Origin of the sequence: Burkholderia sp. LMG 13014, from assembly GCF_905232215.1 — a bacterium.
GTDB lineage: Bacteria > Pseudomonadota > Gammaproteobacteria > Burkholderiales > Burkholderiaceae > Burkholderia.
Map to the genome: position 1 here is coordinate 1 of NZ_CAJNKE010000047.1, position 23,850 is coordinate 23,850.

Genomic DNA, 23,850 nt, shown 5'->3' on the forward strand with positions numbered 1-23,850 from the left:
CGCAGCGCGCGCTGATCGGCCGGCGTCACGGCGGCCAGATACGCTCCGTCGCAGCGCAGACCGCTGCCCTGCTCGCACAGCGCTTGCGCATTGCGGTTGCTGTAGACGATGCGGCCGTCCGGTTCGACCAGGAAGGTCGCATTGGCGTGGCCGTCGATGACATGCATCAGCACCTGCCCCAGATCGGCGGCATGGCGACGGTGCCAGCGGTTCTCCATGGCCAGCGCGATATGCGCCAGCAAACTGCGAAATTCGCTCTTCTCCCGGGCGCCGAAGCGCCGCTGCCCTTCGCTGCGATACAGCTCGACGTAACACAGTACGTCCTCGTCGCGCGCAACCACGCCGCACAGCCGGTGCAGCAGGCGCTGCGGATGCAGCAGGATCTTGTAGTAGTCGGTGCGGAGCAGCTCGCGGTTGCCCAATATCTCGTCGCCGCTGCTGACATGCAGCGGCTGACAGACATCGGTCGACAGGAACCAGGGATTGCGCGGCGCGTACTCGGCAAACGCGCGCGCGAAGGCGGGATCGTCCGGCGCGCCGTACAGCACTTCGCCCTGGCCGCTGGCAAGATGGCGCTGCGCCAGCACCGCCGACGCGGCGTCAAAGCGCGCGCGCAGTTGCGCCATCACGCCACGCCAGGCATCTTCATCGCGGGCGGCATGAATGCGGTAAAGCAGTTCGCCCGTCTCTGGCGTATCGGCATTGTGCGCTGACAACCGCGCCTCCTCCTTGGGTCCCTACTGCGGTGTGTCGCGCAGCGCAACTGAAACGGTGCGATCTGCGTGCGAATGATTCGCCGGCAAGTTTTTTCGCTCGGGCCGCAAAAGTCAAGACCCGCGCGGTCGCTCGCACCTCGCCCGACACGCAGCGGCCGGCCGCGCATCGTTGCATCGCATCGGTAATCCGACAATAATCGGAGCGCCCGCAGTCAGCGCAATCCGCACCGACGCCCACACCATGCGCATCAAACGAGAGTATCAATCCTGGGTCGCGAACGAAACGCTCGAAGACTACGCGCTGCGCTACGCGGCGCGCTCGTACCGCCGCTGGACGCCATTCACGCTCGCCAACACCGCGCTGGGCGGCGCGTCGTTCCTGGCGCTGGAAGCCATCGGCGCCAGCGTCACGCTGAGCTTCGGTTTTCAGAACGCGTTTCCCGCGATCGTGCTGGTTTGCCTGCTGATCTTTCTGATCGGCCTGCCGGTGGCCTACTACGCCAGCGTGTCCAACGTCGACATCGACCTGCTCACGCGCGGCGCCGGCTTCGGCTACGTCGGCTCGACCGTCACGTCGCTGATATACGCGTCCTTCACGTTCATCTTCTTCGCACTCGAATCGGCCATTCTCGCGCAGGCGCTGGCGCTGGCCACCGGGCTCGACCTCACGGTCGGCTATCTGATCTGCTCGCTGGTGATCGTGCCGCTGGTTTTCTTCGGCGTCACGCTGATCAACAAGCTGCAGATGTGGACCCAGCCGCTGTGGGTCGTGCTACTGGTGTTGCCATTCATCTCTATCCTGCACCACGACCCGCACGTGCTGGCGCAATGGGCCGCGTTCACCGGCCGAAACGGGGGCGGCTCGCCCCGCTTCGACCTGCTGGCCTTCGGTGCGGCCGCCGGCGTGCTGTTTTCGCTGGTGGGTCAGATCGGCGAGCAGGTCGACTATCTGCGCTTCCTGCCCGAACGCACGCGCGAAAACCGCGTCGCGTGGTGGAGCGCGTTGCTGCTCGCGGGCCCCGGCTGGATCCTGATCGGCGGGCTCAAGGTGCTGGCCGGCAGCCTGCTGGCGGTGCTGGCGATCGGGGCGGGCGTGCCCAGCGGGCAGGCGATGGAGCCGATCCATATGTATCTGTGGGCCTACGGCGAGGTGTTCGAGCGGCACGAAGTCGTGCTGGCGGCGGCGCTGCTGTTCGTGCTCGTCTCGCAGATCAAGATCAATGTGACCAATGCGTATGCCGGCTCGCTCGCCTGGTCGAACGTGTTCGTGCGGCTCACGCACTATCATCCGGGGCGCGTGGTCTGGCTGGTGTTCAATGTCGTGATCGCGCTGCTGCTGACGCTGCTCGGCATCTTCAGCACGCTGGAAGCGGTGCTCAGCGTCTACGCGAATCTGGTGATCGCGTGGCTGGGCGCGCTCGCGGCCGACCTGATGGTGCTCAAGCCGCTCGGCATCAGCCCGCGCGAGGTGGAATTCCGTCGCGCGTATCTGCACGCCTTCAATCCGGTCGGCTGCGGCGCGATGGTGATCGCATCGCTGGCCGGCGTCTGCGCGTATGCCGGCCTGTTCGGCCCGCTGGCGCAGGCCTACTCGGCCTTCATCTCGCTCCTTGCCTCGTTCGCCAGCGCCATCGCCATCGCCTTCGCCACCGGAGGACGCCATTACATCGCGCGCGACAATACGCATTACCGCGAGCAGGATGCCGACGAGACGATCCGCTGCTGCGTGTGCGAGCGTGACTACGAAGCGCCGGACATGGCGCACTGCCCGTTCTATCAAGGCCCGATCTGTTCGCTGTGCTGCGGGCTCGACAACCACTGCCACGATGCGTGCAAACGCCCGGGCGCGCTCGACGCGCACGCGCCAACAAGCCACGGCGAGCTGGCCAGGGTGCTCGCGCCGAGCTTTACCGGGCGACTGACCCGCTTCTTCGGCCTGTTTCTCATCGCGGCGGCGGCGATGGGTGCGATCTTCCTGCTGGCCTGGCGCCTGATGTCCACGGGCGGCGCGCCGCCGGCTGCGGGTTTCGGCAATCTGCTGTTGCGTACCTACACGGCCACGCTTCCGCTGCTGGCCTTCGGCGCGTGGTGGATCGTGCTGACGCACGAAAGCCGGGAGCTGGCGCGCGCGGAACTGGTCGAGTCGCTGCGCCATCTCGAATCGGCGCGCAAAACGCTGGTCGAATCCGAGAAGATGGCGTCTCTGGGCGGCCTGGTGGCCGGCGTCGCGCACGAGATCAATACGCCGGTCGGCATTGTCGTCAGCGCGGCGTCCTACCTGCAGGATCGCACGGACGCGGCGTCGACCCTGCATGCGCGCGGCGCGTTGCCTCCCGCCGAACTCGAACGCTATTTTGCCGACGCCGCGCAATCGGCCCGGTTGCTGTTGTCCAATGCCAACCGCGCGGCCCAGCTCGTGCAAAGTTTCAAGCAGGTAGCCGTCGACCAGACCAGCGAGAAGCGCCGCAGCTTCGACCTCGGCGACTACCTGCGCGATACGCTGCTGAGCCTCGAGCCGAGGCTGCGCGATACCCGCGTGTCGCTGCTGATCGATTGCCCGGCCGGCATCGTAATGGACAGCTATCCCGGCCCGATCGCGCAGATCGCCACCAACCTCGTGATGAATTCGCTGCAGCACGGCTTCGCCGACGGCCGCGCCGGCATCATCACCATCAGCGCGCGACAGGCCGCCGACGACGAGGTCGTGATCCGCCATGGCGACGACGGCTGCGGCATTCCGCGTGCGCTGCACGGGAAGATTTTCGAGCCGTTCTTTACGTCGCGCCGCGGCCAGGGCGGCAGCGGACTGGGGCTGCACCTCGTCTACAACCTGATCACGCAGCGGCTGTGCGGCACCATTTCGGTGGAAGACCGCGACGGCGGCGGCGTCACCTTTCTGGTGCAGGTGCCGCGCGTCACGCCGTCGGCCAAGGCCACCATTCCCGTTGTTCCCACCGGAAATCCCTCATGAATGCAGACGCATCGACGCTCGCATGGCAGGTCCTGCTGGTCGACGACGAACCCGCGGTGCACGAAGTCACCCGCCTCGTGCTGCGCGACCTGACCTTTTCCGGCCGCCCGGTGATCTTCCACAGCGCGTACTCGGGCGAGCAATGCCTCGCCCACCTCGCGGCTCATCCGGACACGGCGCTGACGCTGCTGGACGTCGTGATGGAGACGGACCATGCCGGGCTGGATGTCGTGCAGCGCATCCGCCGGCAGTTGCGCAACACCGACGTGCAGATCGTGCTGCGCACCGGCCATCCCGGCATGGCGCCCGAGGCGCAGGTCGTGACCGACTATGAAATCAACGGCTACTTCGTCAAAACCGAGCTCACCGCGCAAAAGCTACTCTCGGTGGTGATTGCCGGGCTGCGCAGCTACCAATACCTGAAGACGTTGCGGCAAAAGCATACGCCGCAGGACGGCCCGAGCGACGACGACGCCATCGGCCGCGTTCTGGACGCAACCCGCTACCGCCTGCTCGCCCAGTGCCAGTTCGAACTGGCCGACGGCACGCCGGCGTCCGTTGCGTTGCTGCCGGAATGGCCGGTCGCCGACGGCTGGATGCCGCACGCGGCCGTCTCCGGCAAGATCCACGGCGCGGTGCGGATATCGGCAGTCAACGCAGCGCTGCTGCGCGATGCGTGCGCACTGGCGAACGCGTGGCGTGCCGAGCGTGACCACGGCGCGCCCGCGCATGACGCGGCCGGCCGGCCGCTGCGGATCAGCGTGCCACTGCTGCTACCCGCGGCCGGCAACGATGCCGATACGTTTCAGCACCTCACGAGCCTCGTGCGCGACGCGCTGGCCGACGCCGGCCTGCCCGGCAGCGCACTCGACATCCAGTTGCCCGGAAACCTGCCGTCCGTCTCCGACGGCGCCGAGGCCGCACGCGACGCGTGTGCGCAGTTGCGGGACATGGGCGTGTCGATCACGCTGAACGATATCGGCAACGGCCCGATCTCGCTCGCGCATCTGCGCCGGTTGATGCCGGACCGGCTGCAGATCGCGGCCAGCGGCGCGTGCGACGTGGCCGACGATGCGGAGCTCGCCGCGATTGCCCGCGCGGTGATCGCGCTCGGACATACGCTCGGCGTGCAGGTGCTCGCCAGCGGCGTCACGCGGGCGGCGGACCTGCAGTTCTTCAAATGGGAAGGCTGCGACCTCTGCCAGGGCGACCTGACCGGCGCGCGCTGGGACGCGGAGAACTGGCGACAGATGTTGCCCGCGAGCTAGGGTCGGCATACGTATGGAACGCGCCTGCGAATGCCAGCAATCTCTCGCAGGACGGTGTCGCCCGGCGCTTGTTTTGCATGACTGAACGCTCGGCCGACGCGTGACTATAAAGACGGGCGTCAGACGCCTCGCCGATCCCGTCGCGTTGTTCGGCGACTGACGGTGGCGATCAGCCGCGCCGGCCGCGCGTCGCGCCGCCGGTACGCGCTGGCCGCTCACCTGCACTCATGCGATCGAGTTGCCGCACGATTTCCGCGCGCAGTTCGGCCGACATCTGTACGCTGTCGAGCAATTCCGAGATCCACAGTCCGTCGGCGGCGAGCCGGCAGATCATCAGCGTCGCGGCCTGCTCGAGCGGCACGGGGTCGGGCCGCGTCCATTCCCGCATCGGCACCGACCATCGTTCGCGCGTGTCCTGGTCGGTAATCATCGACGCGACCAGCACGCGCAGCACGTCGGTGCTCGCGGCCGGATGCACAGCATCGAGCACCGTATGTACGTATGCGCGCGCCGCCGCGCCGTCGCCGCCGGAATCGGCCTCGACCCGCGCGGCCATGTGCGCGGCGAACCGCTCGGTCGCCTGCCCGAACAGCGCATCCAGCAGCCCTTGCTTGTTCGCGAAGTGATACTGCAGCGCGCCTTTCGTCACACCGGCACGCTCGGCCACCGCATCGAGCGTCAACGCGGCCACGCCGTGATGGGTCGCGATTTCCGATGCGGCCGCCAGCAACTGCGCGCGCACCTGATCCGGCGCTTTTTTTCGACGCACGCCGGCGGTGGCAACGGCCGGCGCCGACGATGCCTCAGGCGCCCGCGCACCGGCCGTTCCAGCCGGTTCGACGGGCGCGGACGCATCGCGCGGCGCGGGTTCGAGGTGTTTTTTCATGGTGCGGATGGTAGCACCCGGGCGTCTCGAGATAAACATTCCGGCCGGATGGTATGATCCGCCGCATGACTACAGCCACCCCCTCCCCCTGGTCCGCGCTCGACACCGCCATCGCCCGTGGACGCGACGCCCTCGTGCGTCTCCAGCAGCCCGACGGCAGTTGGTGTTTCGAACTCGAATCCGATGCGACGATCACCGCGGAATACATCCTGATGATGCATTTCATGGACAAGATCGACGACATCCGCCAGGAGAAGATGGCGCGCTACCTGCGCGCGAACCAGCGGTTGGACACGCATGGCGGCTGGGCGCTGTACGTCGACGGCGATCCGGACGTGTCGTGCAGCGTGAAGGCGTACTTCGCTCTGAAGGCGGCGGGTGACAGCGAACACGCGCCGCACATGGTCCGCGCGCGCGACGCGATCCTGAAGCTCGGCGGCGCGGCTCGCGCGAACGTGTTCACGCGCATCCTGCTCGCGACGTTCGGCCAGGTGCCGTGGCGCGCGGCGCCGTTCATGCCGATCGAATTCGTGCTGTTCCCGAAGTGGGTGCCGATCTCGATGTACAAGGTCGCGTACTGGGCGCGCACGACAATGGTGCCGCTGCTCGTGCTGTGCTCGCTGAAGGCGCGCGCGCGCAATCCGCGCAACATCTCGATGCGCGAGCTGTTCGTCACGCCGCCGGACGAGGAGCGTCAATACTTCCCGCCCGCGCGCGGCATGCGCAAGCTGTTCCTCGCGCTCGACCGCACGGTGCGCCATGTCGAGCCGCTGATGCCGAAGGGCCTGCGGCAGCGCGCGATCCGCCACGCCGAAGCGTGGTGCGCGGAGCGCATGAACGGCGAGGACGGGCTCGGCGGCATCTTCCCGCCGATCGTGTATGCCAATCAAATGATGCAGGTGCTCGGCTACCCGGACGATCACCCGCTGCGGCGCGACTGCGACAATGCGCTGGAAAAGCTGCTGGTCACGCGGCCCGACGGCAGCATGTATTGCCAGCCGTGCCTGTCGCCGGTGTGGGATACCGCGTGGAGCACGATGGCGCTCGAGCAGGCGCGCGGCGTGGCGGCGCCGGAAGACGGCGAGCCGGGCGAAGCACGGCGCGCACTCGACGAACGCATCGGACGCGCGTACGACTGGCTGGCCGCACGCCAGGTGAACGACCTGCGCGGCGACTGGATCGAGAACGCGCCGGCCGACGTCCAGCCGGGCGGATGGGCGTTCCAGTACGAGAACCCGTACTACCCCGACATCGACGACACCGCGGTCGTCACCGCGATGCTCGACCGCCGCGGCCGCACGCACTGCAACGCGGACGGCACGAACCCGTATGCGCCGCGCGTCGCGCGCGCGCTCGACTGGATGCGCGGGCTGCAATCGCGCAACGGCGGCTTCGGGGCGTTCGACGCCGATTGCGACCGCCTGTACCTGAACGCGATCCCGTTCGCCGATCACGGCGCACTGCTCGATCCGCCGACCGAGGACGTGTCGGGCCGCGTGCTGCTGTGCTTCGGCGTGACGAAACGCGCGGACGAACGCGCGTCGCTCGCGCGCTGCATCGACTACGTGAAGCTGTGCCGTTAGGCCAAAGGTGACCGCAGATTAAAGAATAAGCTGTCTGTTCATAGAGCTCGCAGGCCGGCTACAACTCCGTCGGAAAAGTATAACTTGGCCCATCGAACGGGATTAAAGCATAAACTGTCTAAAAGAAAATCTCCCCCGTGCAAAAGCTTTATTTTACGCACCCTAGAACGAGCAGAATCGCGCTAGCATGGGTCCATGGCTGTAGAGATAGCAGATTCAGCTGAGGTGGCCCGTCTTGGCGCCCGACCTCGAGGAGCTCGGATTTATGGCGACGCCCAAACACACCCGGCACGGTGCTGACGACGTTGGAAATCTAAGAGTAGATGATAGCCAAGCAGCATGTGCTTCCTGATGATTTCGTGAGAAAGCGGTATCTCGGCATCGTGCCAGGTTCACAGCCCAAGCTTCTGGCGCACAAGTTCATCCGCCTAGGCAGTGACGGTATGACGTTTGGCCACGCACTGGTCCCGCCATTGCCGGGCGAATTGAGTTGCGGGACGCAGGTATTCAACTCCCGACGTAGCCTGCTCAAAACAACGCACAAGTTCGAGAGCCTTGTCGCCGCAGTCAAGCCCTATCCATTGCGCGAACCTCAGCTTCGCTTTGAGCCCCCTGCTCCAGAGCTCCGTGCAAATCCAATCCAAGGCAACATCGGCAGTCGTCGGGCGCACCTGTTGCGGCAGCGCCATCAACATTTCTGCGTTTGCCTCATCGAATGCTCTGCGGTTCAAAAGTTTCCTTACTTTACGCAATACGTTTTGCGCACTTTGGTCGCGGTGCACGGCCGCTGAGCGCCACGTGGGATATTGCCGTAAAACGGCCTCGATTATCGGTTGCAGTTCGAAGTCGCGCCAAAATCGCGGAAGTGGCCTGTATGCGTGCTCGAAGGCAAACTGAAATTCTCCGACGTTGACATCGGCATCCTTTAGCCCGCAGTCCACCATGTAAGCGACGACAGTGTCAGCCACTTCCTCATAAGTGTTTGAAACAGTTTTCTGCTTTGGAATATCGTCCATCTCTTTCCGTATCTTTATTGGCCCGTGAGTACGCAATCCGGCTTGCCCTAAATGCAACCGCAGCCCGTCGTCTCGACTGTCCATGTTCGTTACTTCTCATCACCACTGCAGCTGCCTGCTCTTCGTGGGACGCTTCGAAAACATGAGGTCGAATCAATCGTATTGATGCCACACTCCCCCGTCGTTCGTCGCGTACTCAAACATTTTTCGCATCGAAGTAAACCAAGCATAGAAGCCGCGTTTTCCGAGCGCCTGTGCGTATTCGTCCCAAGCAGAAAAATCAGCAGCCAGCTTTGCCGAGGTGACCGGCCCGATAGTCCCGAATTGACCTGGATGGCGAAACAACTCACGGAACGGGCCTGGGCCGTCCGCACCAGCCATCCGCCAGTGATACCCAACCATCTCCGCCAACACCTCCATATAGGCGTAAAAGTCGCACTCTTTCCTGCAGACCGAGAACGTTTTTTCCGCTTCAAATTCGTACGCAGCCCCAACCTCCAGTCCATCAGCGATGTATGGGCAGTCCGGGTTGCCAATCACGTCCGTGACGTTGTTCAGGCATTTGGTCCAGAAATCTGCGTCGAACATTCCGTCCAACTTTATCAACCCCTTGCGAGCAACAAAATCTACAGCCATATCACTCCATTACTTCAACAATGACTAAGCACACGCCGCCCGCGCTGCAGCGACTCTAGATGCGCGGACGATCGCTCAGAAACAAATACCGCCCGTCATATAGCGCGACTGAGACGGGATGACGGGCGGATATGCACTTCACGCGACACATGAATGCAATGCCGCGTGCTGGTAGCGACTCGACCGATTTACCGAGTAACTTATAGTTCTGTCATGAGCATCGAAGAAAGACACAGCCATTCTTCATTGCGAACTCAAACATTGAACGGAAATGGCCGTAGAACTCATAAAATTCGCCGTCCTCGAGTGCTTGAGCTCGCTCGTCCCACTCATTGAAATCAGTGACCAGCTTTGCAGACACGACAGGTCCAATCGTCCCGCTCCCTCCCCATCGAAACAGCTCGCGAAATGGACCAGGGTCATCCGCGCCAGGCATCTGCCAGTCGTAGCCCACGAAATGCGCGAGTTTACTCAGATTTTCATGAAACACATACCGCCTCCCGAAACCAAACCAAGCATCCTCTTCGTACATGTACGTGGAACCAACCTCCAGACCGTCGGCGAAGTTTGGTTGCTCGGAATTTCCATCCACTTCAACAGCGTCGTTATCAAAGTGTGCGCTCCGGAAATCCTCATCAACCACACCTTCGAACTTCCTAAGCCCTTTACACGCCACAAAATATACAGACATCGACTTAATCACCCACAAAAAAAATTGGCAAAACACGCCGAACATAAATTAATAAATCGGCGCACGAAGATCATGGGAAAATAAAAATCGATGTTGTTTTTTTCATAGCACCGAAGCGCCTGGCACGAAAATATTGAAAATCCTCACAAGCACGATGATGTATTGAACGGAAAATCCTTATCTTTACGATTTCCGGAAAAATAAAGACTGCTCGCTCGCAAACCTCACGAATCAAGAATGGTTGGCATTGTAAATCCGAAGAATTCGATTTGAAAATCGCCCAGAAGATACCCAAGATCGGTTTTTAATGTCCAAGCTGAAAATGTGATCGAGGTTAGTAGGCATTTTTTTGATTAGAGCATTTCCTCTAAACCGATGAATTTGTTCGGCTAGTGCGCGTACGCAGCCGCCATCCCGAAAGGGGACGTTGGAAGTCGGAACCGCCGCGTCCGGTGCCCTCAGTAGACCCTCGACGAACGGCCTACAAGGTGTCTGACGAAAAATCGCCCTACTCGGTGCCCTCTTCTCTCACTCTATATAGGCGGCGTCGCTGACATCGCGAACGAAGAACTTGAACAACGGGCGACGATCGCCGCTTCTCCTGCACTCCCATGCTTCGGCTCTTGAGCGTGGAACAACCCCGCTGCTGAACGCAGAGATGGTTATTTATATGGCCCCAATTATTGATCGGTAACCATATATGGTGTAGCTCTTGAGGTTGACATCAATATGCAGTATCTTCAGATGTGAGTTCGGACTGTCCTTTCGTGTGTGCAGACCTTTTCGCGAGTCCTGTCATGAGCAATAAAAAAGATAGCAACAACCTGTACGTCGAACGTCGTCCTCAGGGGGACTATGCCGTCCGGAAGCCGGGCTCCGACAGAGCTAGCGCTGTCGCGCCAACTCAAGGACAGGCAATTGATCGTGCGAAGCAGTTGAACCCGGATGCCGCAATCCATATCGAACAGGTTCGTAACACGAACGGCGGACACCCGGACAAGTGGCGAAAGGAATAACGCGTAACCATTCGAGCAGATTTTCCCGCCCTTACATCGTCACCGCTCCTCCAAGTGGCGGGCGCCAGCGGGGAAACATAGCTTTCCGGTTCCAAAGTCAGCAGCAGCCTGTAACAGATAATGAAAATTATCTGCCCATATCGAGGTACGACTACGGGCTGCCGACCAACACCAGACAGAGTTCAACCCTGCAGAACGCGCAAAGGCGCTTGCGGCAGATACGATAACGCACTGGCTGAAACGATCAACGGCCTGTACAAGACGGAACTAATTCATCGGCGCGCCCCTTGGAAAACAAGGGAATCCGTCGAACTGGCAACGCTGGAATGGGTGGCCTGGTACAACCATCACCGGCTGATGGAGCCACTCGGCTATATCCCGCCCGCTGAGGCTGAGGCAAACTACTACAGGCAACTCAGAAATACCGCTGACGTGCCTGCATTAACTTAAACCAACAAGCCTCCACGATTCCCGGCGCGGTTCACTTGCCGGCAAGCGCATTATGCTGGTCGGCTGCGGAACCATTGGCGGGTATCTTGCAGAATGCCTGATCAAGTCAGGTGCCGGCACGGGCGGAGGTGAACTGGCGCTAGTCGACTGCGACGTTCTCTTCCCACAAAATGTTGGCCGTCATCGTCTCGGGATGAATCATGTCTTTCACAACAAAGCGATTGCACTGGCGGAGGAAATGAAGCGCAGCGCTCCTGGCGCCAATCTCCGACCGCTTCCGGCATACGTACTGCAAGTCAACTTACTAAACTCTGAGTTCATCATTGATGCAACGGGGGAAGAAGCACTGGGACACCTGCTTGTTAAACGGCTTTCGGGAAGTCACTTTAGGCCATCATTGACCGTGTGGATTGAAGGGCCAGGAACTGCTGTTCGCGGGATGTTACGTGACTCAGATAGCGCAGCGTGCGTGCGATGTCTCAAGTCGGATGATAGAACGCCTGTCTATCCGGTTGTTGACGGCGCAGTTCCAGTGCGCCTCGCAGGCCATGGCTGCGAAAGCCTGTATGTTCCATTTCCTGCCACAGTATCAATGCAGGCGGCCTGCCTCGGAGCAGAGATGACGCTCGATTGGGCAAGCTGCGCACCCGCACCTCGCCTGCGCACACGCATCCTTGACAATCAATATGAGAAGGGGCATGACGATACCAACCCGGAACGCAGACCAACTTGCCCCGCATGCGCTTCGTGAATTCGTGGGCGACACCTGACAAGCAGGTCCTCGTCCTCTTGTCCGATGCAGTGATCGCTACCTTCCTTGCACATCGCCAGGACCGACATCAACCAGAGGCCGGAGGTATTCTTCTCGGACGCCGGCGTGGACGTCACTTCGAAGTTGTCCACGCTACCGAACCAGCCGCAAACGACCGTCGTACGCGCGTCTCGTTCATTCGCGAAAGCTATGGCCACCAGGAGCAGGCAGTGGAGCTATGGGAGCGCAGTCTCGGCGAAATCGGATACGTTGGAGAATGGCATACACATCCAGAGGCCACCCCATGTCCGTCACTCGTCGATATTGACCAGTGGAGCCAGCTTCCGACACGTAACGCAGGCAATACCCCAATGCTCGGCATTATTGTTGGCACCCGTCAACTCTGCGTCGCCCTTCTACTTCCAAATATTTCGCATACCATACTGCAACCTGAACATATCTGACCCGCTTCCGCCCTGCAGCAATAGCCCATGCCGGATGTGCAAGTGCAAGCAGGATCAACCCAGTTTTCGCCCCCAATGACTCCCCCGAGTACATCGCCGTCATCACAAACGTCCAGTCGGAATGTAGCCGAGTAGTCAGATCGCGCTACTGCGCTCGGGCACTCAGGTAGCAAGGCGCCCCACCGCCGTAAATCGACGACGCAATACCGTCTGCGCTTCGCCGAGCGGACCAAAGTCCATCAGATTAGCAGCGGTACGCGATAAGACATAAGGTGGCCCTGCGAACAATAAAACATAAGCTGCCCGCGAATCCAGGCATAGACTGATAGCAACACGTTTGGGTCGTTAGCCATAGTCTGCCCGTTGGGTAGGCTGCAAGCCATCTCACAAGGGTCTACTTACCCATATCCGCCACTTCCAAAAAAACATAAATTGCCCGAACGGAATAAAATAAAATATAAACCGAGAAAGGAATTCACCGTTAAAACAATCTATTTCTCCTACTTGTATTCGACGGGAATCTGATTAGCATGGGATAGAACCGGACGCGAAAACGCAGCAACGTGAAGAGCAGGATCCCCGCCAAAGCCTCCTCCGAAAACAAGGAGATATGGATGCCAATCTGGACAATTGCTTCCGTGACCACGGAACCACAGGTCACCCTATCGCGGTGGAGGATTCTCGAGACGGAAGAAGGAACTCGACATTTCGTAGGTGCAGATACGCGCGATTTCACAGGGCGCGTCAGTTCAGCAATCGTCGTGTTCGACCCTCACACTCGACGCGGTCAAACGATCTCCGGGCGCATCTATCAACTCATCGGGGAACCCAGCTGGTCGAGCGATGCAGACTATGTCTGGGGACAGTGGTGCAGGGTAAACAGCGTGCAATCCCACGTCGATGTCACCAAGCAACTACTTGGAGGAGTTGCAAATGAAAACAGCATATGAAGCATAAAAATCAATGCCGATTCGAATCCACGAGCTTTCCTATTGACCGGATACTCTGACTAGCAGTCGGCTTACGTAGACGTCGCATTGGGTATTCCACATGCATCGAAATCGAAGGTGGCCCGCATCTTTACGAAAAAACGCTTTCGTATAGCGTTAAACAAGTAATTTGCCAAGTTATCCGAAATAAATATTGACGGAAGTTATTCGACGTTGGTAGGTTTGGTCTTCGCGTATGAATTCAGTACTCGAGGAGAATATTGAGCTGTGAGCAGGGTATCTTGCGCGTATCTCGACAAGCTGCGTCATGCAGCTGCTCAGGCATTGAAGCAGCAGGTGCACGACGGTGAGCTCTTGCCGGCACCGCTTTTCGCGAAACGTCTTGGCATGAGCTTGTGGCAACTCGCGCGGCTTGAAGGCAGCGGTGGCGTCTTTTCTATCGCTGTTGACGGAACACCGTACTATCCGGCACTACTTGCCTCCCCCCTTTACGACCGGCGCCGGCTGCGCAAGGTATGTCGCATCATTTTTCCCGCACCAGCGTCTGTGCGATGGGAATATCTCACCACGGCTTGGGGTTCGCTTGCTGCTCTGACCCCTCTTGATGCATTACAAACCGATGTCGAATATCTCCGGCTGCTCAAGGTCGCGAAAAAGTGGGCTGCTCAGTGGTGGCGCACAACGGTTGAAATCTACAGCAGTTCGAACACGGGCGCCAATACCCTGTCGGAGGCACGCGTCTGCACGGGGACAGTGGAGCAGGACCCGCGCGCGAGTGTATGTCGTCGAGCGTTGGCTGCGTTGAGTGACGGTCCCAATATGCGACCGGATGGGCCATATCCGCGACTCAATGCGGCGACGGTCCTTGTAACCAAGGACGCGGGTGGCATGTCGGATCATGTGCGAGAACTTCGGCTCGACGTAACGGTTTATGGGAACGCGAGCTATGCAAGCATTTGGACCTGCGACGCGACGACGAACAAAGTGGGGCCGGTTCCTATCGATGAAGGCGATGACATCGTCGACGTAGTGCGCAAACTACTGACAACGGCACTCGCGGATGCCAAGGCGTAGCTATGGACAGGGATTTGCCTGCTACGGCTTTGCTCCCACTTCCGTTTCCATGCACGCACGACCTGGTTGCCCGTTCGGAGGCAAGGTCACAAAAATTGTTCGCTTCGCATCGCCCGCAGCTAGAAGCAAGAGGGAAAGTCTCCTTAATTTTCTGGATGATGCTTTGCGACTGCCTCGTGAGCACAAATTTGTGGACTTCTTGGGCGAACAGATGACTTAGAGGACAGTTTCGATGACCTTGCGCGCCCCAGAGCGAGTTCTCGGACAATTCCGGTGACCATATCATGCGACACGTGCTCTTCCTGGACTATGACGGCGTACTGCATCGAAGCGATAGCTACATCACGCCCGAAGGCGTTGTGAGCAGCGCACCCGACATTGAACTATTCGAGTATGCCCAGGTACTGGAGGAGTTGCTTGAGCCGTACCCACAAATCGAGATTGTGCTGTCGACGGACTGGTGTTTCCGCTTCGGCCTTGAGCATGCGCGCCACGCACTCCCCCTGGAAAGCTTGCGGCAACGCGTAGTAGACGCCACCTACGATGTTGAGCGCGACGACCCCGCTTTATGGCCTACGGAAACACGCGGTAGTCAGATTCTGCGCTATGTTCGGCGCCACAACCTTGTGTCATGGCTCGCAATCGATGACCGGCGAGATGGATTTCACGGTTACCGCGAACAGCTGCTTCACTGTCAAACGGATGCCGGGCTAGGCGATCCGGTTGTCATCGAATATTTTCGGACCCGTCTATGTGAACGATTTGTACGGAGCTCTTCCAAGGAAAACAGTCTTCGATAGCCGTAAGCACCACCTCGTCAAAAACTCTTTTCACCACGAAAGGTCGAGCGAACTGGAACGCTAAAGGCAACGCCAATAGCTTGGAGGGGATGCACCGCCACTTCGTTCGCCGATGCGCTCTGTTACTCAGACAGCATCATTTATGCGCGCTTCTCGATAGTGCCGGGCAATTTGGGGCCTCAGCAGCACCATTTCGTGCCCTAACTCAGCCTGCTCGAGGCACGTCATAAAGAGGAGAGCAGGTCAAAGGCGCGGATCCGCTCGAATGGTACGGGTCGGTCAAACCCGTTCCGGTCGAGCGGCTCGTCATCGAGTCGCTCGACGATACGTACCGCTGGCAGACGTTCAAATGGTAGGCGCATGCCGGTGCGTATCCGCACCGGCGTGTTCGTTTTCCCGGTTTACTTCGCCATCGTTCCCGCCGCCTTCACCGTGCACTGCGCGGTGATTTTCTCGCCGTCCCCGAAGGTAAAGGTGAGCGGCAGCTCCGTACCGACCTTCAGCGGATGCGTCGGCTTCTCAAGCATCAGGTGATAGCCGCCCGGAGCGAACGACAGCGTGCCGCCGGCCGGTACCGTCGCCTTGTCGACCATCACCATGGTCGACGTGCTTCCGTTCGATTGGGTCTGGTGCAGCATCGCCATGCCGAACGCATCGCTGTCGACGCCAGTCAGATCGATCGGGTTGCCGCTGCTGTTCTTCACGTTGAAGAAGCCGCCCGACGGCAAATTGCCGGGCATCCCGCGAATCCAGCAGTCGGAGACGGCGACCGATTGTGCAGGCGCCGCAAGCACGACCGGTGACAATGCGGCGGCGGATAGGAAAGCGAGAACGGAAAGCGTTGTCTTCGAGAATTTCATTGTCGATCCTTGATCATGAATGGTTGAATAACGCTGGGGATCGGCCCTTGCTTTCTTCCGTGGAAGAACGTTCCGTCAGGACGGACCCGCTGTCGGCGCCGTATGGCCCAGCAACGCTGCAAGCGCCAGGACCTCGACCATGACGACGGCCTCGACGGCAAGCGCCATGTCGAAGCGGCGTTGCGCGGCCGGATAACCCGTATCCTGCCGTTCGGCACGCAAGCGCAGATCTGGCAATACGACCAGGCGGTTCCAGCCGCCGAGCAACGCCGCGAACGCGACGCACGTGAGCTTCGCCGCGAGCACGCGGCCCCAGGCAATGTCAAACAGCACCGCGACGGTTTGCGCCGTATCCTGTAGCACGTTGTAGAGTCCCGTGACGAGCACGATAGCGAATGCACCGGTCGCGAGATGGGAGAGCGCGGAGCAGAACGCAGCCGTCTGCTGCACCGGAACGCTCGCGGCTCCGGTACGCCCGAGGCACCGCAACAGGGCCGTGGCGGCGATCACGCCACCGGCCCATGTCGCTGTCGCGAGTACGTGCGTCAGGTGCACCGCTTCGCGCCACGAAAAGTCGCCGCCATCGGCCGCGTGACCCATGGCCACCTTGCCAGCGGCCCAGAGCAGGATGCCCGCCGCGCACGGCACGGCATCGTGGCCGCGCGCGAGTATGCCCACCGCGACGAGCAGCGCGCCTGAACATCCGATCGACCAGGCGACACCGAAATGCGATTCCGTGAGCACGGCCACGATGGCAGGCCCGGCGTCGCCGAGCGGCGAGCCGCTCATTACGGCGGCTTGCAGCCAAAGATAGCCGAACGCCGTCAGCGCAAGCGCGAGGCCGAGCGCAGTACGCACGACGCGCAGCGCCCGCTGGTCGAACAATCCGATGCGCCGGTCGATGCAGCCACACGCGAGCAAGCCCGCCGCTGTGGCGAGCAGCAGGTCCTGCACAGCGGCCAACGCGATCTGCGCGTTGACGAGCACGTCCACGGCTACTTCACCGTAAACGTATAGTGCCCCTGCGTCCGATGGCCGTCGAGCGCGACGGCCACCCATGCGACCGTGTAGACGCCCGGCGTGAGCGGATTCAGCGCGACGGACATGTGCTTGCGGTTCGACGCATCGACCTGGGCCTTGCCGCTCGTGACGGCGTGGCCCTGCGCATCGGTGACGGCGATCGAGCTGAACGCGGGCTCGAGCCCGTCGTCGAAATCGATCGCGACTGTCTTCGGCGCGCCGGTCACGGTCTCGCCCGCGGACGGCACTTGATGCGTCGGGAACGCATGGGCGTGCGCGAACTGCGCGCCCGCGATCAGCAGCGCGGCGGCGGCCATGCGCAGGGTGGTCAATCGCTTCATGGCGTTTCTCCGTCGATCAGAACAGCGGCTTGCCGAGCGAGCCGGGGAACAGGTCGTCGAAATACAGATGCGCGTCGAAGATCACGCCGATGTGATTGCCGCTCGCGCGATTGACCGGGATCTGCGCCTCGACGCCGAACTGCCCATAGCGATTGAGCCACAGTACCCCCGGATTGATCGTCCCGGTCGTCTGGCCCGAACACGCGCCCGCGGTGCAGGTGCTCATCGGCGCCTCGACGACGAAGACCATGTTGCTGAGCGGCTGCGGCAGGCCGAGGTTCTTCACCTGCTGCTGCAGGTACGGGATGCTGTATTGCAGCGTCATGCCCCAGCCGAACGAATTCGGCCCCTGGTCGGACGACGCGGTGGTCAGGTTCGGCCCGAGTTCGGCCGTGAGCGCGAGCGGGCGCAGATAGCCGAGCGACGCCGGCAGATCGCCGAAGCCCTTGCCGAGATAGACGGTCGGCGTGAACGTCGAATACGGGCTCGCGATCGATTTCGCGCCGGTGCCGCCGAGTTCGGCTTTCAGGCCGACTGACGCCATGAACTCGTGTTCAGGGTTCGTGTAGGCCAGGTATTTCACGCCGAGCTCGACGTTGTCCCACCCCTTCGCGGAGCCGCCGTCCGGCGCGTTCTGCGACACGTACTGGCTGGAGACGCTGAACGCGAGATTCTTCGTGATCAGCTTGTCCCACTCGTACGACACGGTATTGACGTTGATGTTGTTGCCGTTGCCGTCGGGGGACTTGATATGGCCGAACTGCGTGTCGAATTCGTCGCCGACGCCGGGATCGTCCACGGTCATCGTCGCGGGAAAGACGCGATCGCCGACCACGGCGTGCGCGTTCGCGAAAGAAGCATGGGACAGGCCGGCAAAGGCGGCCAGCAGCGCGGCACATGCGCGGGGCGCGTGCCATTCAGTCAAGCGGGGCATGTTGTGTGTTCTCCGGTTGTCGTTCGATATTGTCGCGCGTATGCGCGACGCACGGCCGCTCGCTCCAGTCGCGAAGCGGCGGCTTGTCAGGTAGAAAAATCAGACGAAATCAGGAGAACGCGGGAGGCGCGCGCGATTGCGCGACCGTGTGGACGAGGCTGGTGCGTGCCGGATTCGAGGCCGATACGGCCGGCCGCTGCGAGCCGGGACGCAGAGCTGCGAGCGCGACGGCATGCCCTGGCAATGCCGTCGCGTGAGCGACGAAACTGCAATACGGGCAAGCCTGCCAGTGCGTCTTTGCCGTATGCACAGGCTTGCCGTCATGCGCGGCCGACACCTCGTCGAGGCTGGCCGAGCAATAGACAGTGAGTGCGTCGACTAGCCTGTGGCGCGACATCATCATCTGCGAAACCGCAGGGGCGAGCGCCATCATCAGGATTGCGATCAATCCGATCAGGCTACCGGGCTTGCGGAAACGGGCGACGTGCATGACGCGCAATGACGATGACGTGAGGTGTGACGGACGGCGATTATGCCATGCTGAAAACGGGAGCAAGCCATTGAAATATTTGAGTAAACGAATGCGATGTTTCAGAATGCAATTTGAAAGAATGCGAATCGATCACCGTCGCAAACGGAATCGACTTTTCCGTTTCCGCGAGGTATAAGCGGTGCTGATTTATCTTGAAGCAGACACAACGGGAAACCGGTGAGATTCCGGTACGGTCGCGCCACTGTGTCGGGACAGCGATTTGAAATCGCAGTCGATCCCGAAGCCAGACCTCGTTATGCACCTGCCCCTTCACTATTCGGAACGCGTGCTTTCCGGGAGATTTGCGATGCTTGACCGATTCACCCAGATTTTCAACGACTCGAATCTCAGCGTACGGCGGAAGTTGCTGGGCATCTATGGCGTGCTGATCGCCATCAACGTGTTTGCATGGGTATGGGCCCTGGTGGCGTTCCATGCCTATCCGATCCTGCTTGGCACCGCGATGCTCGCATACGGCTTTGGGCTCCGCCATGCGGTCGACGCCGACCATATCGCCGCGATCGACAACGTCACGCGCAAGCTGATGCAGGAAAAAAAGCGACCGGCCGCGGTCGGGTTGTTCTTCTCGCTTGGCCATTCGACCGTCGTCGTACTCGCATCGATCGCGGTCGCGCTCGCGACCACGGCGATACAGAGCCGGTTCGACAACTTCAAGGCGATCGGCGGCATCATCGGCACGGCCGTTTCCGCGTTTTTCCTGTTCGCGCTCGCGCTGATGAACTTCATGATCCTGCGCGGTATCTACCGTGCCTGGCGTCACGTCCGCAGTGGCGGCGCATACGTCGACGACGATTTCGACATGCTTCTCGCCGATCGGAGCTTTCTCGCTCGGTTGTTCCGCCCGCTGTTCCGGCTCGTGACGCGGAGTTGGCACATGTATCCGATCGGCCTCCTGTTCGGCCTCGGTTTCGACACGGCGACCGAGATCAGCCTGCTCGGCATCGCTGCGACACAGGCGGCGAAGGGCCTGTCGCCGTGGGCCATCATGGTTTTTCCGGTGCTGTTCAGCGCAGGGATGTCGCTCGTCGATACGCTCGACGGCCACCTGATGCTGGGCGCTTACGGCTGGGCTTACCAGAAACCGCTGCGCAAGATCTACTACAACATGACGATCACCCTCGTATCGATCGTGGTGGCACTCGTCATCGGTGGCATCGAGGCGCTCGGCCTGCTCGCTGATCAGTTGGGGCTGAAGGGCGCGGTGTGGGACGGGGTCGGCGCCCTCAATGACAACTTCGGCGTGCTCGGTTACATCATCATCGGCATCTTCGCCGTCAGCTGGATTGCATCGATCGTGATCTATCGTGTGAAGCGCTTTGACGAAGAGTTGTTAAACCCGCGAACCTGACCAGACGACGACAAAGGGCGGATGTTTCCGCCCGGCCTTTCGCCAACGTCCTGAGCTCGAGCACGGATACCCTGCCTCATCGCTCTGTCAACGGACCGGAAACACATTTCCCCGTTGCACGGCCATCAAGCGGCACAATCCGGCATGCGCAATACAAGCTCGCTATCAAAGCGACTATGCTGCAATCCTGTACCTCACCAACGCACTTCCAAGTACTTTGACCCCGTGTCGAGCAAGCTTTCTTGGTCTCTTGTCCGGCATTTACAACTTTGATCGGATCTTTCGCCGAAACCCATCGGCGGTTCCTCTGAGTCCTGAAGATTCCCCACACTCGTAGTCACCCGGATAAAACCACTGACGTTTCAGCGTTGAAACATCGAGCCCCGCTGTCCGCGTCGCGGTGCTCCTGGTACATCCGTGCGACACCTATCAGACAGGTTAAGTAACATTTCGGGCCGATCACCGGCTGGCCTTGGAGAGTCGCCGCACCCTTCAATTAGTAGCCTGCTTGCATCAACGTTTGCGGAAACAGGTTGCAGGTATGAAACAACACGGGCCCGGCGGGTGTTTCACACGACATGGACACCTCGCTTTTTCCTTAGGATGCGTACATTGGCACGAATCTGGCTTCGTACCGTCGGGCCTGCCAGACAGCGTGAATTCGGTCGATGAATCCACGTGTCACCGCTGAATTGCCATTTCGACGCCCATAAACAGGCTGCCTTTTACACCAGATTCTGCTTGCCAGTTCAATTGGCGTCGAGTGTGCGGATCGCGCCTTAAATGCAGGATTACAGATTAAATAAAACCAAGGGGTTGATATGAAGTTTGCGTCGCGCCATGGAGCCCGCCTCCGCGCCCGGATGCGCCCCGCCGCCTGTGCGGCCATCCTCGCCGGCGCGACGCTCGCCTGCGCCGGTGCGTATGCCGATGTGCCGGTCGACGCGCAACCCGAATCGCCCGAGGCCGACCTGGCAATCCAGGCGAAGCCGACCAACATGTGGACCGGCGTCTGGACCCGCCAGAACCTGCTCGGCGACATGGGCGGCATCCGACCGTGGCTCGGCAAGTACGGCGCGACGCTGCAGATCACCGAAACCAGCGAATACCTCGCGAACCTGCGCGGCGGCCTGAACCGCGGCGGCACGTACGACGGACTGACCACGGCGACGTTGACGGTCGATACGCAGAAGGCGATCGGCCTGCCCGGCGGCACGTTCAACGTCAGCGCGCTGCAGATCCACGGCACCAACCTGAGCGCGAGGAACCTCGGCACGCTGAACACCGCGAGCGGCATCGAGGCGCAGGACACGACGCGCCTCTGGGAGATGTGGTACCAGCAGTCGTTCTTCGACAAGCGCGTCGACGTGAAGATCGGCCAGCAGAGCCTGGACCAGGAATTCATCGTCAGCACGTACGCGAACATCTTCGTCAACACGATGTTCGGCTGGCCCGCGCTGCCGTCTTACGACCTGCCGAGCGGCGGCCCGGCGTACCCGCTCTCGGCGCTTGGTGTACGCGTGCGCGGGCAGATCACGCCGAAACTCACCGCGCTTGCGGGCGTGTTCGACGGCGATCCGCTCGGCAACAACCCGAACAACCTGAGCGGCACGAACTTCAACCTGTACAACGGTGCGCTCTTCATCGGCGAACTGCAGTACGCGCTGAACCAGCCGGCCGACGGCGAAATGGACACCGGCCACTCGAACGGGCTGCCGGGCACCTACAAGATCGGCGTCTGGTATCACAACGGCCGCTTCGCGGACCAGAACGTAGGCACCGACGGGCTGTCGCTCACGAACCCCGCGTCCAACGGCATCGCGCAGACGCACCACGGCGACTACAGCATCTACGCGGTCGTCGACCAGATGATCTGGCGTCCGGATCCGACCGGCCCGCGCAGCCTCGGCGTGTTCGCGCGCGTGATGGCCGCGCCGGGCGACCGCAATCTGGTGAGCTTGTCGGCCAACGCTGGCATCGTGCTGAAGGGCCCGTTCGCGGGGCGCGACAACGACAGCATCGGCCTGGGAGTCGCCTACGCGCAGGTCGGCAACCACGTGACCGACCTCGACCAGACCGCGCAGTCGTTCGCCACCGGCCCGTACGGCGTGCGCACCCGCGAGACGACGCTCGAAGCGACCTACCAGTACCAGGTCAACCCGTGGTGGATCGTCCAGGCCGACGCGCAATACACGTTCAATGCCGGCGCCGGCCAGAACCCGAGCGACGCGACCCAGCCGCTGCGCAACACGTTCGTGATCGGCGCGCGGACGACGATCACATTCTGAGCGACGCGCCCACGCTACCCCTTTTCGCGCGCCGCCCGGACGGCGCGCTCCCCAGGAGACTCACATGATCCAATCCGCCCCGCTTCGCCGCCTCGCGACGGGCGCACTGGCCGCCGCCGCGCTGACGGCCGCCGCCGGCGCATTCGCCGAGCCGCAAGGTTTCCTCGAAACCGTGCATCGCCACACCACGCTCGTCAACACGGTGCCGGACAACGGCGACCAGAACCCGTACGCGATCGCGGTCGCGCCGGTGTCGGCCGGCACGATCCAGGCGGGCGACGTGCTCGTCGACAATTTCAACAACTCGGCGAACCTGCAGGGCACCGGCAGCACGATCGTCAACTACCGCCCGTCGACGAAGCAGATGAGCCTGTTCGCATCGATCCCGCGCGACCTGAAGGCGTGCCCGGGCGGCGTCGGCCTGTCGACGGCGATGACGATGCTGAAATCCGGCTGGGTGATCGTCGGCAGCACGCCGAGCAACGACGGCACGACCAACACCAAGGGCGCCGGCTGCATGATCGTGCTCGATCCGCAGGGCAAGATCGCATCGACGTGGTCGACCCCGAACATCAACGACCCGTGGGGCAACATGGCCGTGGTCGACCGCGGCGACAGCGCGACGCTGTTCGTCAGCATGGCCGGCTTCGGCGTCGGCGGCGCGGACGGCAACCCGCCCGTCTACAAGCAGGCGACCGTGCTGCGTCTCGACCTCGACGTGCCGGCCGGCAAGCCGCCCGTGATCAAGCAGGAAACGGTCGTCGCGAGCGGCCTCGGCGCGCAGGCCGACAAGGGCGTGCTCCTGGTCGGCCCGACCGGCCTCGCGCTGTCCGGCGACCAGAAGAAGCTGTACGTGTCGGACGCGATCGGCAACCGCATCGTCGAGATCGACGACCCGCTCACGCGCGACACCAGCGCGGGCGTCGGCCGCCAGATCACCGCCGACGGCTTCCTGCGCCGCCCGCTCGCGCTCGCCACCGCGCCGAACGGCCACCTGCTCACGACCAACGGGCAGAACGGCCAGGTCGTCGAGATCGACCCGGTCGCCGGCAAGCAGATCTACGCGCGCTGGATCAATACCGACAAGGCGCAGTCGCCCCCCGGCAACGGCAACCTGTTCGGCATCGCAATGACGCCTGAAGGCGACGGCTTCTACTACGTCGCGGACGACGTCAACACGCTGTTGCTCGCGAAGTAAGGGAGCCGATCATGGCAGACGATTCCAACCAGCCAC

At 61.6% G+C, this 23,850-nt stretch carries 18 protein-coding genes, 4 pseudogenes and 1 riboswitch; of the genes and pseudogenes, 12 read left to right on the plus strand and 10 right to left on the minus strand.

Annotated features, from left to right (window positions below):
• Window positions 1–716, minus strand: a pseudogene (locus JYJ84_RS08785) (hypothetical protein); the annotation flags it as partial.
• A gap of 241 nt (window positions 717–957) precedes the next feature.
• Here JYJ84_RS08785 and JYJ84_RS08790 point away from each other — a divergent pair.
• Window positions 958–3,687: an ATP-binding protein gene (locus tag JYJ84_RS08790; RefSeq protein WP_175221205.1), complete on the plus strand. Its 2,730-nt coding sequence runs from the start codon at window positions 958–960 to the stop codon at window positions 3,685–3,687.
• The gene (locus JYJ84_RS08795) at window positions 3,684–4,955 is read left to right on the plus strand and encodes an EAL domain-containing protein (protein WP_175220914.1); all 1,272 of its coding nucleotides are present in this window, start codon (window positions 3,684–3,686) and stop codon (window positions 4,953–4,955) included. Before JYJ84_RS08790 ends, JYJ84_RS08795 begins: the two co-directional genes overlap by 4 nt.
• A 169-nt stretch (window positions 4,956–5,124) precedes the next feature.
• Here the strand turns inward: JYJ84_RS08795 and JYJ84_RS08800 are convergent, their stop codons facing one another.
• Window positions 5,125–5,841, minus strand: a complete 717-nt coding sequence (locus tag JYJ84_RS08800) for a TetR/AcrR family transcriptional regulator (RefSeq protein ID WP_122950086.1) — start codon at window positions 5,839–5,841, stop codon at window positions 5,125–5,127.
• Window positions 5,842–5,894: 53 nt separating this feature from the next.
• Here JYJ84_RS08800 and shc point away from each other — a divergent pair.
• Window positions 5,895–7,412 (plus strand): annotated as a pseudogene (shc, locus tag JYJ84_RS08805) (squalene--hopene cyclase); the annotation flags it as partial.
• A gap of 440 nt (window positions 7,413–7,852) precedes the next feature.
• On the opposite strand, the gene JYJ84_RS08810 reads toward shc, so the two are convergent.
• From JYJ84_RS08810 to JYJ84_RS08820, 3 genes are all read right to left on the minus strand, one after another.
• A complete protein-coding gene (locus tag JYJ84_RS08810) occupies window positions 7,853–8,524 on the minus strand; it encodes a hypothetical protein (RefSeq protein WP_205189167.1) in 672 nt (223 codons plus the stop codon).
• Between the two features lie 69 nt (window positions 8,525–8,593).
• On the minus strand, window positions 8,594–9,076 hold the full coding sequence (locus tag JYJ84_RS08815; protein ID WP_175220910.1) for a hypothetical protein: 483 nt from the start codon (window positions 9,074–9,076) through the stop codon (window positions 8,594–8,596).
• A gap of 211 nt (window positions 9,077–9,287) precedes the next feature.
• Window positions 9,288–9,812 (minus strand): hypothetical protein, encoded by a 525-nt coding sequence (locus JYJ84_RS08820; protein WP_236027368.1) that lies wholly within the window; start codon window positions 9,810–9,812, stop codon window positions 9,288–9,290.
• Between the two features lie 752 nt (window positions 9,813–10,564).
• On the opposite strand from JYJ84_RS08820, the gene JYJ84_RS08825 reads away from it, so the two are divergent.
• From JYJ84_RS08825 to JYJ84_RS08850, 6 genes and pseudogenes are all read left to right on the plus strand, one after another.
• Window positions 10,565–10,783, plus strand: a complete 219-nt coding sequence (locus tag JYJ84_RS08825; RefSeq protein ID WP_175220909.1) for a DUF2188 domain-containing protein — start codon at window positions 10,565–10,567, stop codon at window positions 10,781–10,783.
• Between the two features lie 219 nt (window positions 10,784–11,002).
• A pseudogene (locus JYJ84_RS08830) lies at window positions 11,003–11,233 on the plus strand (integrase core domain-containing protein); the annotation flags it as partial.
• Window positions 11,234–11,279: 46 nt separating this feature from the next.
• Window positions 11,280–11,984 (plus strand): annotated as a pseudogene (locus JYJ84_RS08835) (ThiF family adenylyltransferase); the annotation flags it as partial.
• Window positions 11,972–12,448 (plus strand): Mov34/MPN/PAD-1 family protein, encoded by a 477-nt coding sequence (locus tag JYJ84_RS38490; protein ID WP_175220904.1) that lies wholly within the window; start codon window positions 11,972–11,974, stop codon window positions 12,446–12,448. The pseudogene JYJ84_RS08835 and the gene JYJ84_RS38490, both read left to right, overlap by 13 nt.
• A gap of 1,217 nt (window positions 12,449–13,665) precedes the next feature.
• The gene (locus tag JYJ84_RS08845) at window positions 13,666–14,472 is read left to right on the plus strand and encodes a hypothetical protein (RefSeq protein ID WP_175220900.1); all 807 of its coding nucleotides are present in this window, start codon (window positions 13,666–13,668) and stop codon (window positions 14,470–14,472) included.
• Window positions 14,473–14,756: 284 nt separating this feature from the next.
• On the plus strand, window positions 14,757–15,272 hold the full coding sequence (locus tag JYJ84_RS08850; protein WP_175220898.1) for an HAD domain-containing protein: 516 nt from the start codon (window positions 14,757–14,759) through the stop codon (window positions 15,270–15,272).
• A gap of 401 nt (window positions 15,273–15,673) precedes the next feature.
• Here the strand turns inward: JYJ84_RS08850 and JYJ84_RS08855 are convergent, their stop codons facing one another.
• The 5 genes from JYJ84_RS08855 to JYJ84_RS08875 all read right to left on the minus strand — a co-directional run bounded on the left by JYJ84_RS08855 (window position 15,674) and on the right by JYJ84_RS08875 (window position 18,917).
• Window positions 15,674–16,066: a copper chaperone PCu(A)C gene (locus tag JYJ84_RS08855; RefSeq protein WP_374102095.1), complete on the minus strand. Its 393-nt coding sequence runs from the start codon at window positions 16,064–16,066 to the stop codon at window positions 15,674–15,676.
• Between the two features lie 141 nt (window positions 16,067–16,207).
• Window positions 16,208–17,125, minus strand: a complete 918-nt coding sequence (locus JYJ84_RS08860) for a copper resistance D family protein (protein ID WP_175220894.1) — start codon at window positions 17,123–17,125, stop codon at window positions 16,208–16,210.
• A 2-nt stretch (window positions 17,126–17,127) separates the two neighbouring features.
• Complete coding sequence (locus JYJ84_RS08865) at window positions 17,128–17,493, minus strand: copper resistance protein CopC (RefSeq protein WP_175220892.1); 366 nt, start codon at window positions 17,491–17,493, stop codon at window positions 17,128–17,130.
• A gap of 16 nt (window positions 17,494–17,509) precedes the next feature.
• The gene (locus JYJ84_RS08870) at window positions 17,510–18,427 is read right to left on the minus strand and encodes a hypothetical protein (RefSeq protein WP_175220890.1); all 918 of its coding nucleotides are present in this window, start codon (window positions 18,425–18,427) and stop codon (window positions 17,510–17,512) included.
• Window positions 18,428–18,536: 109 nt separating this feature from the next.
• The gene (locus JYJ84_RS08875; RefSeq protein ID WP_175220888.1) at window positions 18,537–18,917 is read right to left on the minus strand and encodes a DUF2946 domain-containing protein; all 381 of its coding nucleotides are present in this window, start codon (window positions 18,915–18,917) and stop codon (window positions 18,537–18,539) included.
• A 162-nt stretch (window positions 18,918–19,079) separates the two neighbouring features.
• Window positions 19,080–19,230, plus strand: a riboswitch (cobalamin riboswitch).
• A gap of 36 nt (window positions 19,231–19,266) precedes the next feature.
• Between JYJ84_RS08875 and JYJ84_RS08880 the strand changes: the two genes are divergently transcribed.
• The 3 genes from JYJ84_RS08880 to JYJ84_RS08890 all read left to right on the plus strand — a co-directional run bounded on the left by JYJ84_RS08880 (window position 19,267) and on the right by JYJ84_RS08890 (window position 23,814).
• Window positions 19,267–20,328, plus strand: coding sequence for a HoxN/HupN/NixA family nickel/cobalt transporter (locus tag JYJ84_RS08880; RefSeq protein WP_175220886.1), 1,062 nt, complete (start codon window positions 19,267–19,269; stop codon window positions 20,326–20,328).
• 821 nt (window positions 20,329–21,149) lie between these two features.
• Complete coding sequence (locus JYJ84_RS08885) at window positions 21,150–22,616, plus strand: carbohydrate porin (RefSeq protein ID WP_175220884.1); 1,467 nt, start codon at window positions 21,150–21,152, stop codon at window positions 22,614–22,616.
• Between the two features lie 64 nt (window positions 22,617–22,680).
• On the plus strand, window positions 22,681–23,814 hold the full coding sequence (locus JYJ84_RS08890; protein ID WP_175220881.1) for a hypothetical protein: 1,134 nt from the start codon (window positions 22,681–22,683) through the stop codon (window positions 23,812–23,814).
• Window positions 23,815–23,850: the final 36 nt, after the last annotated feature.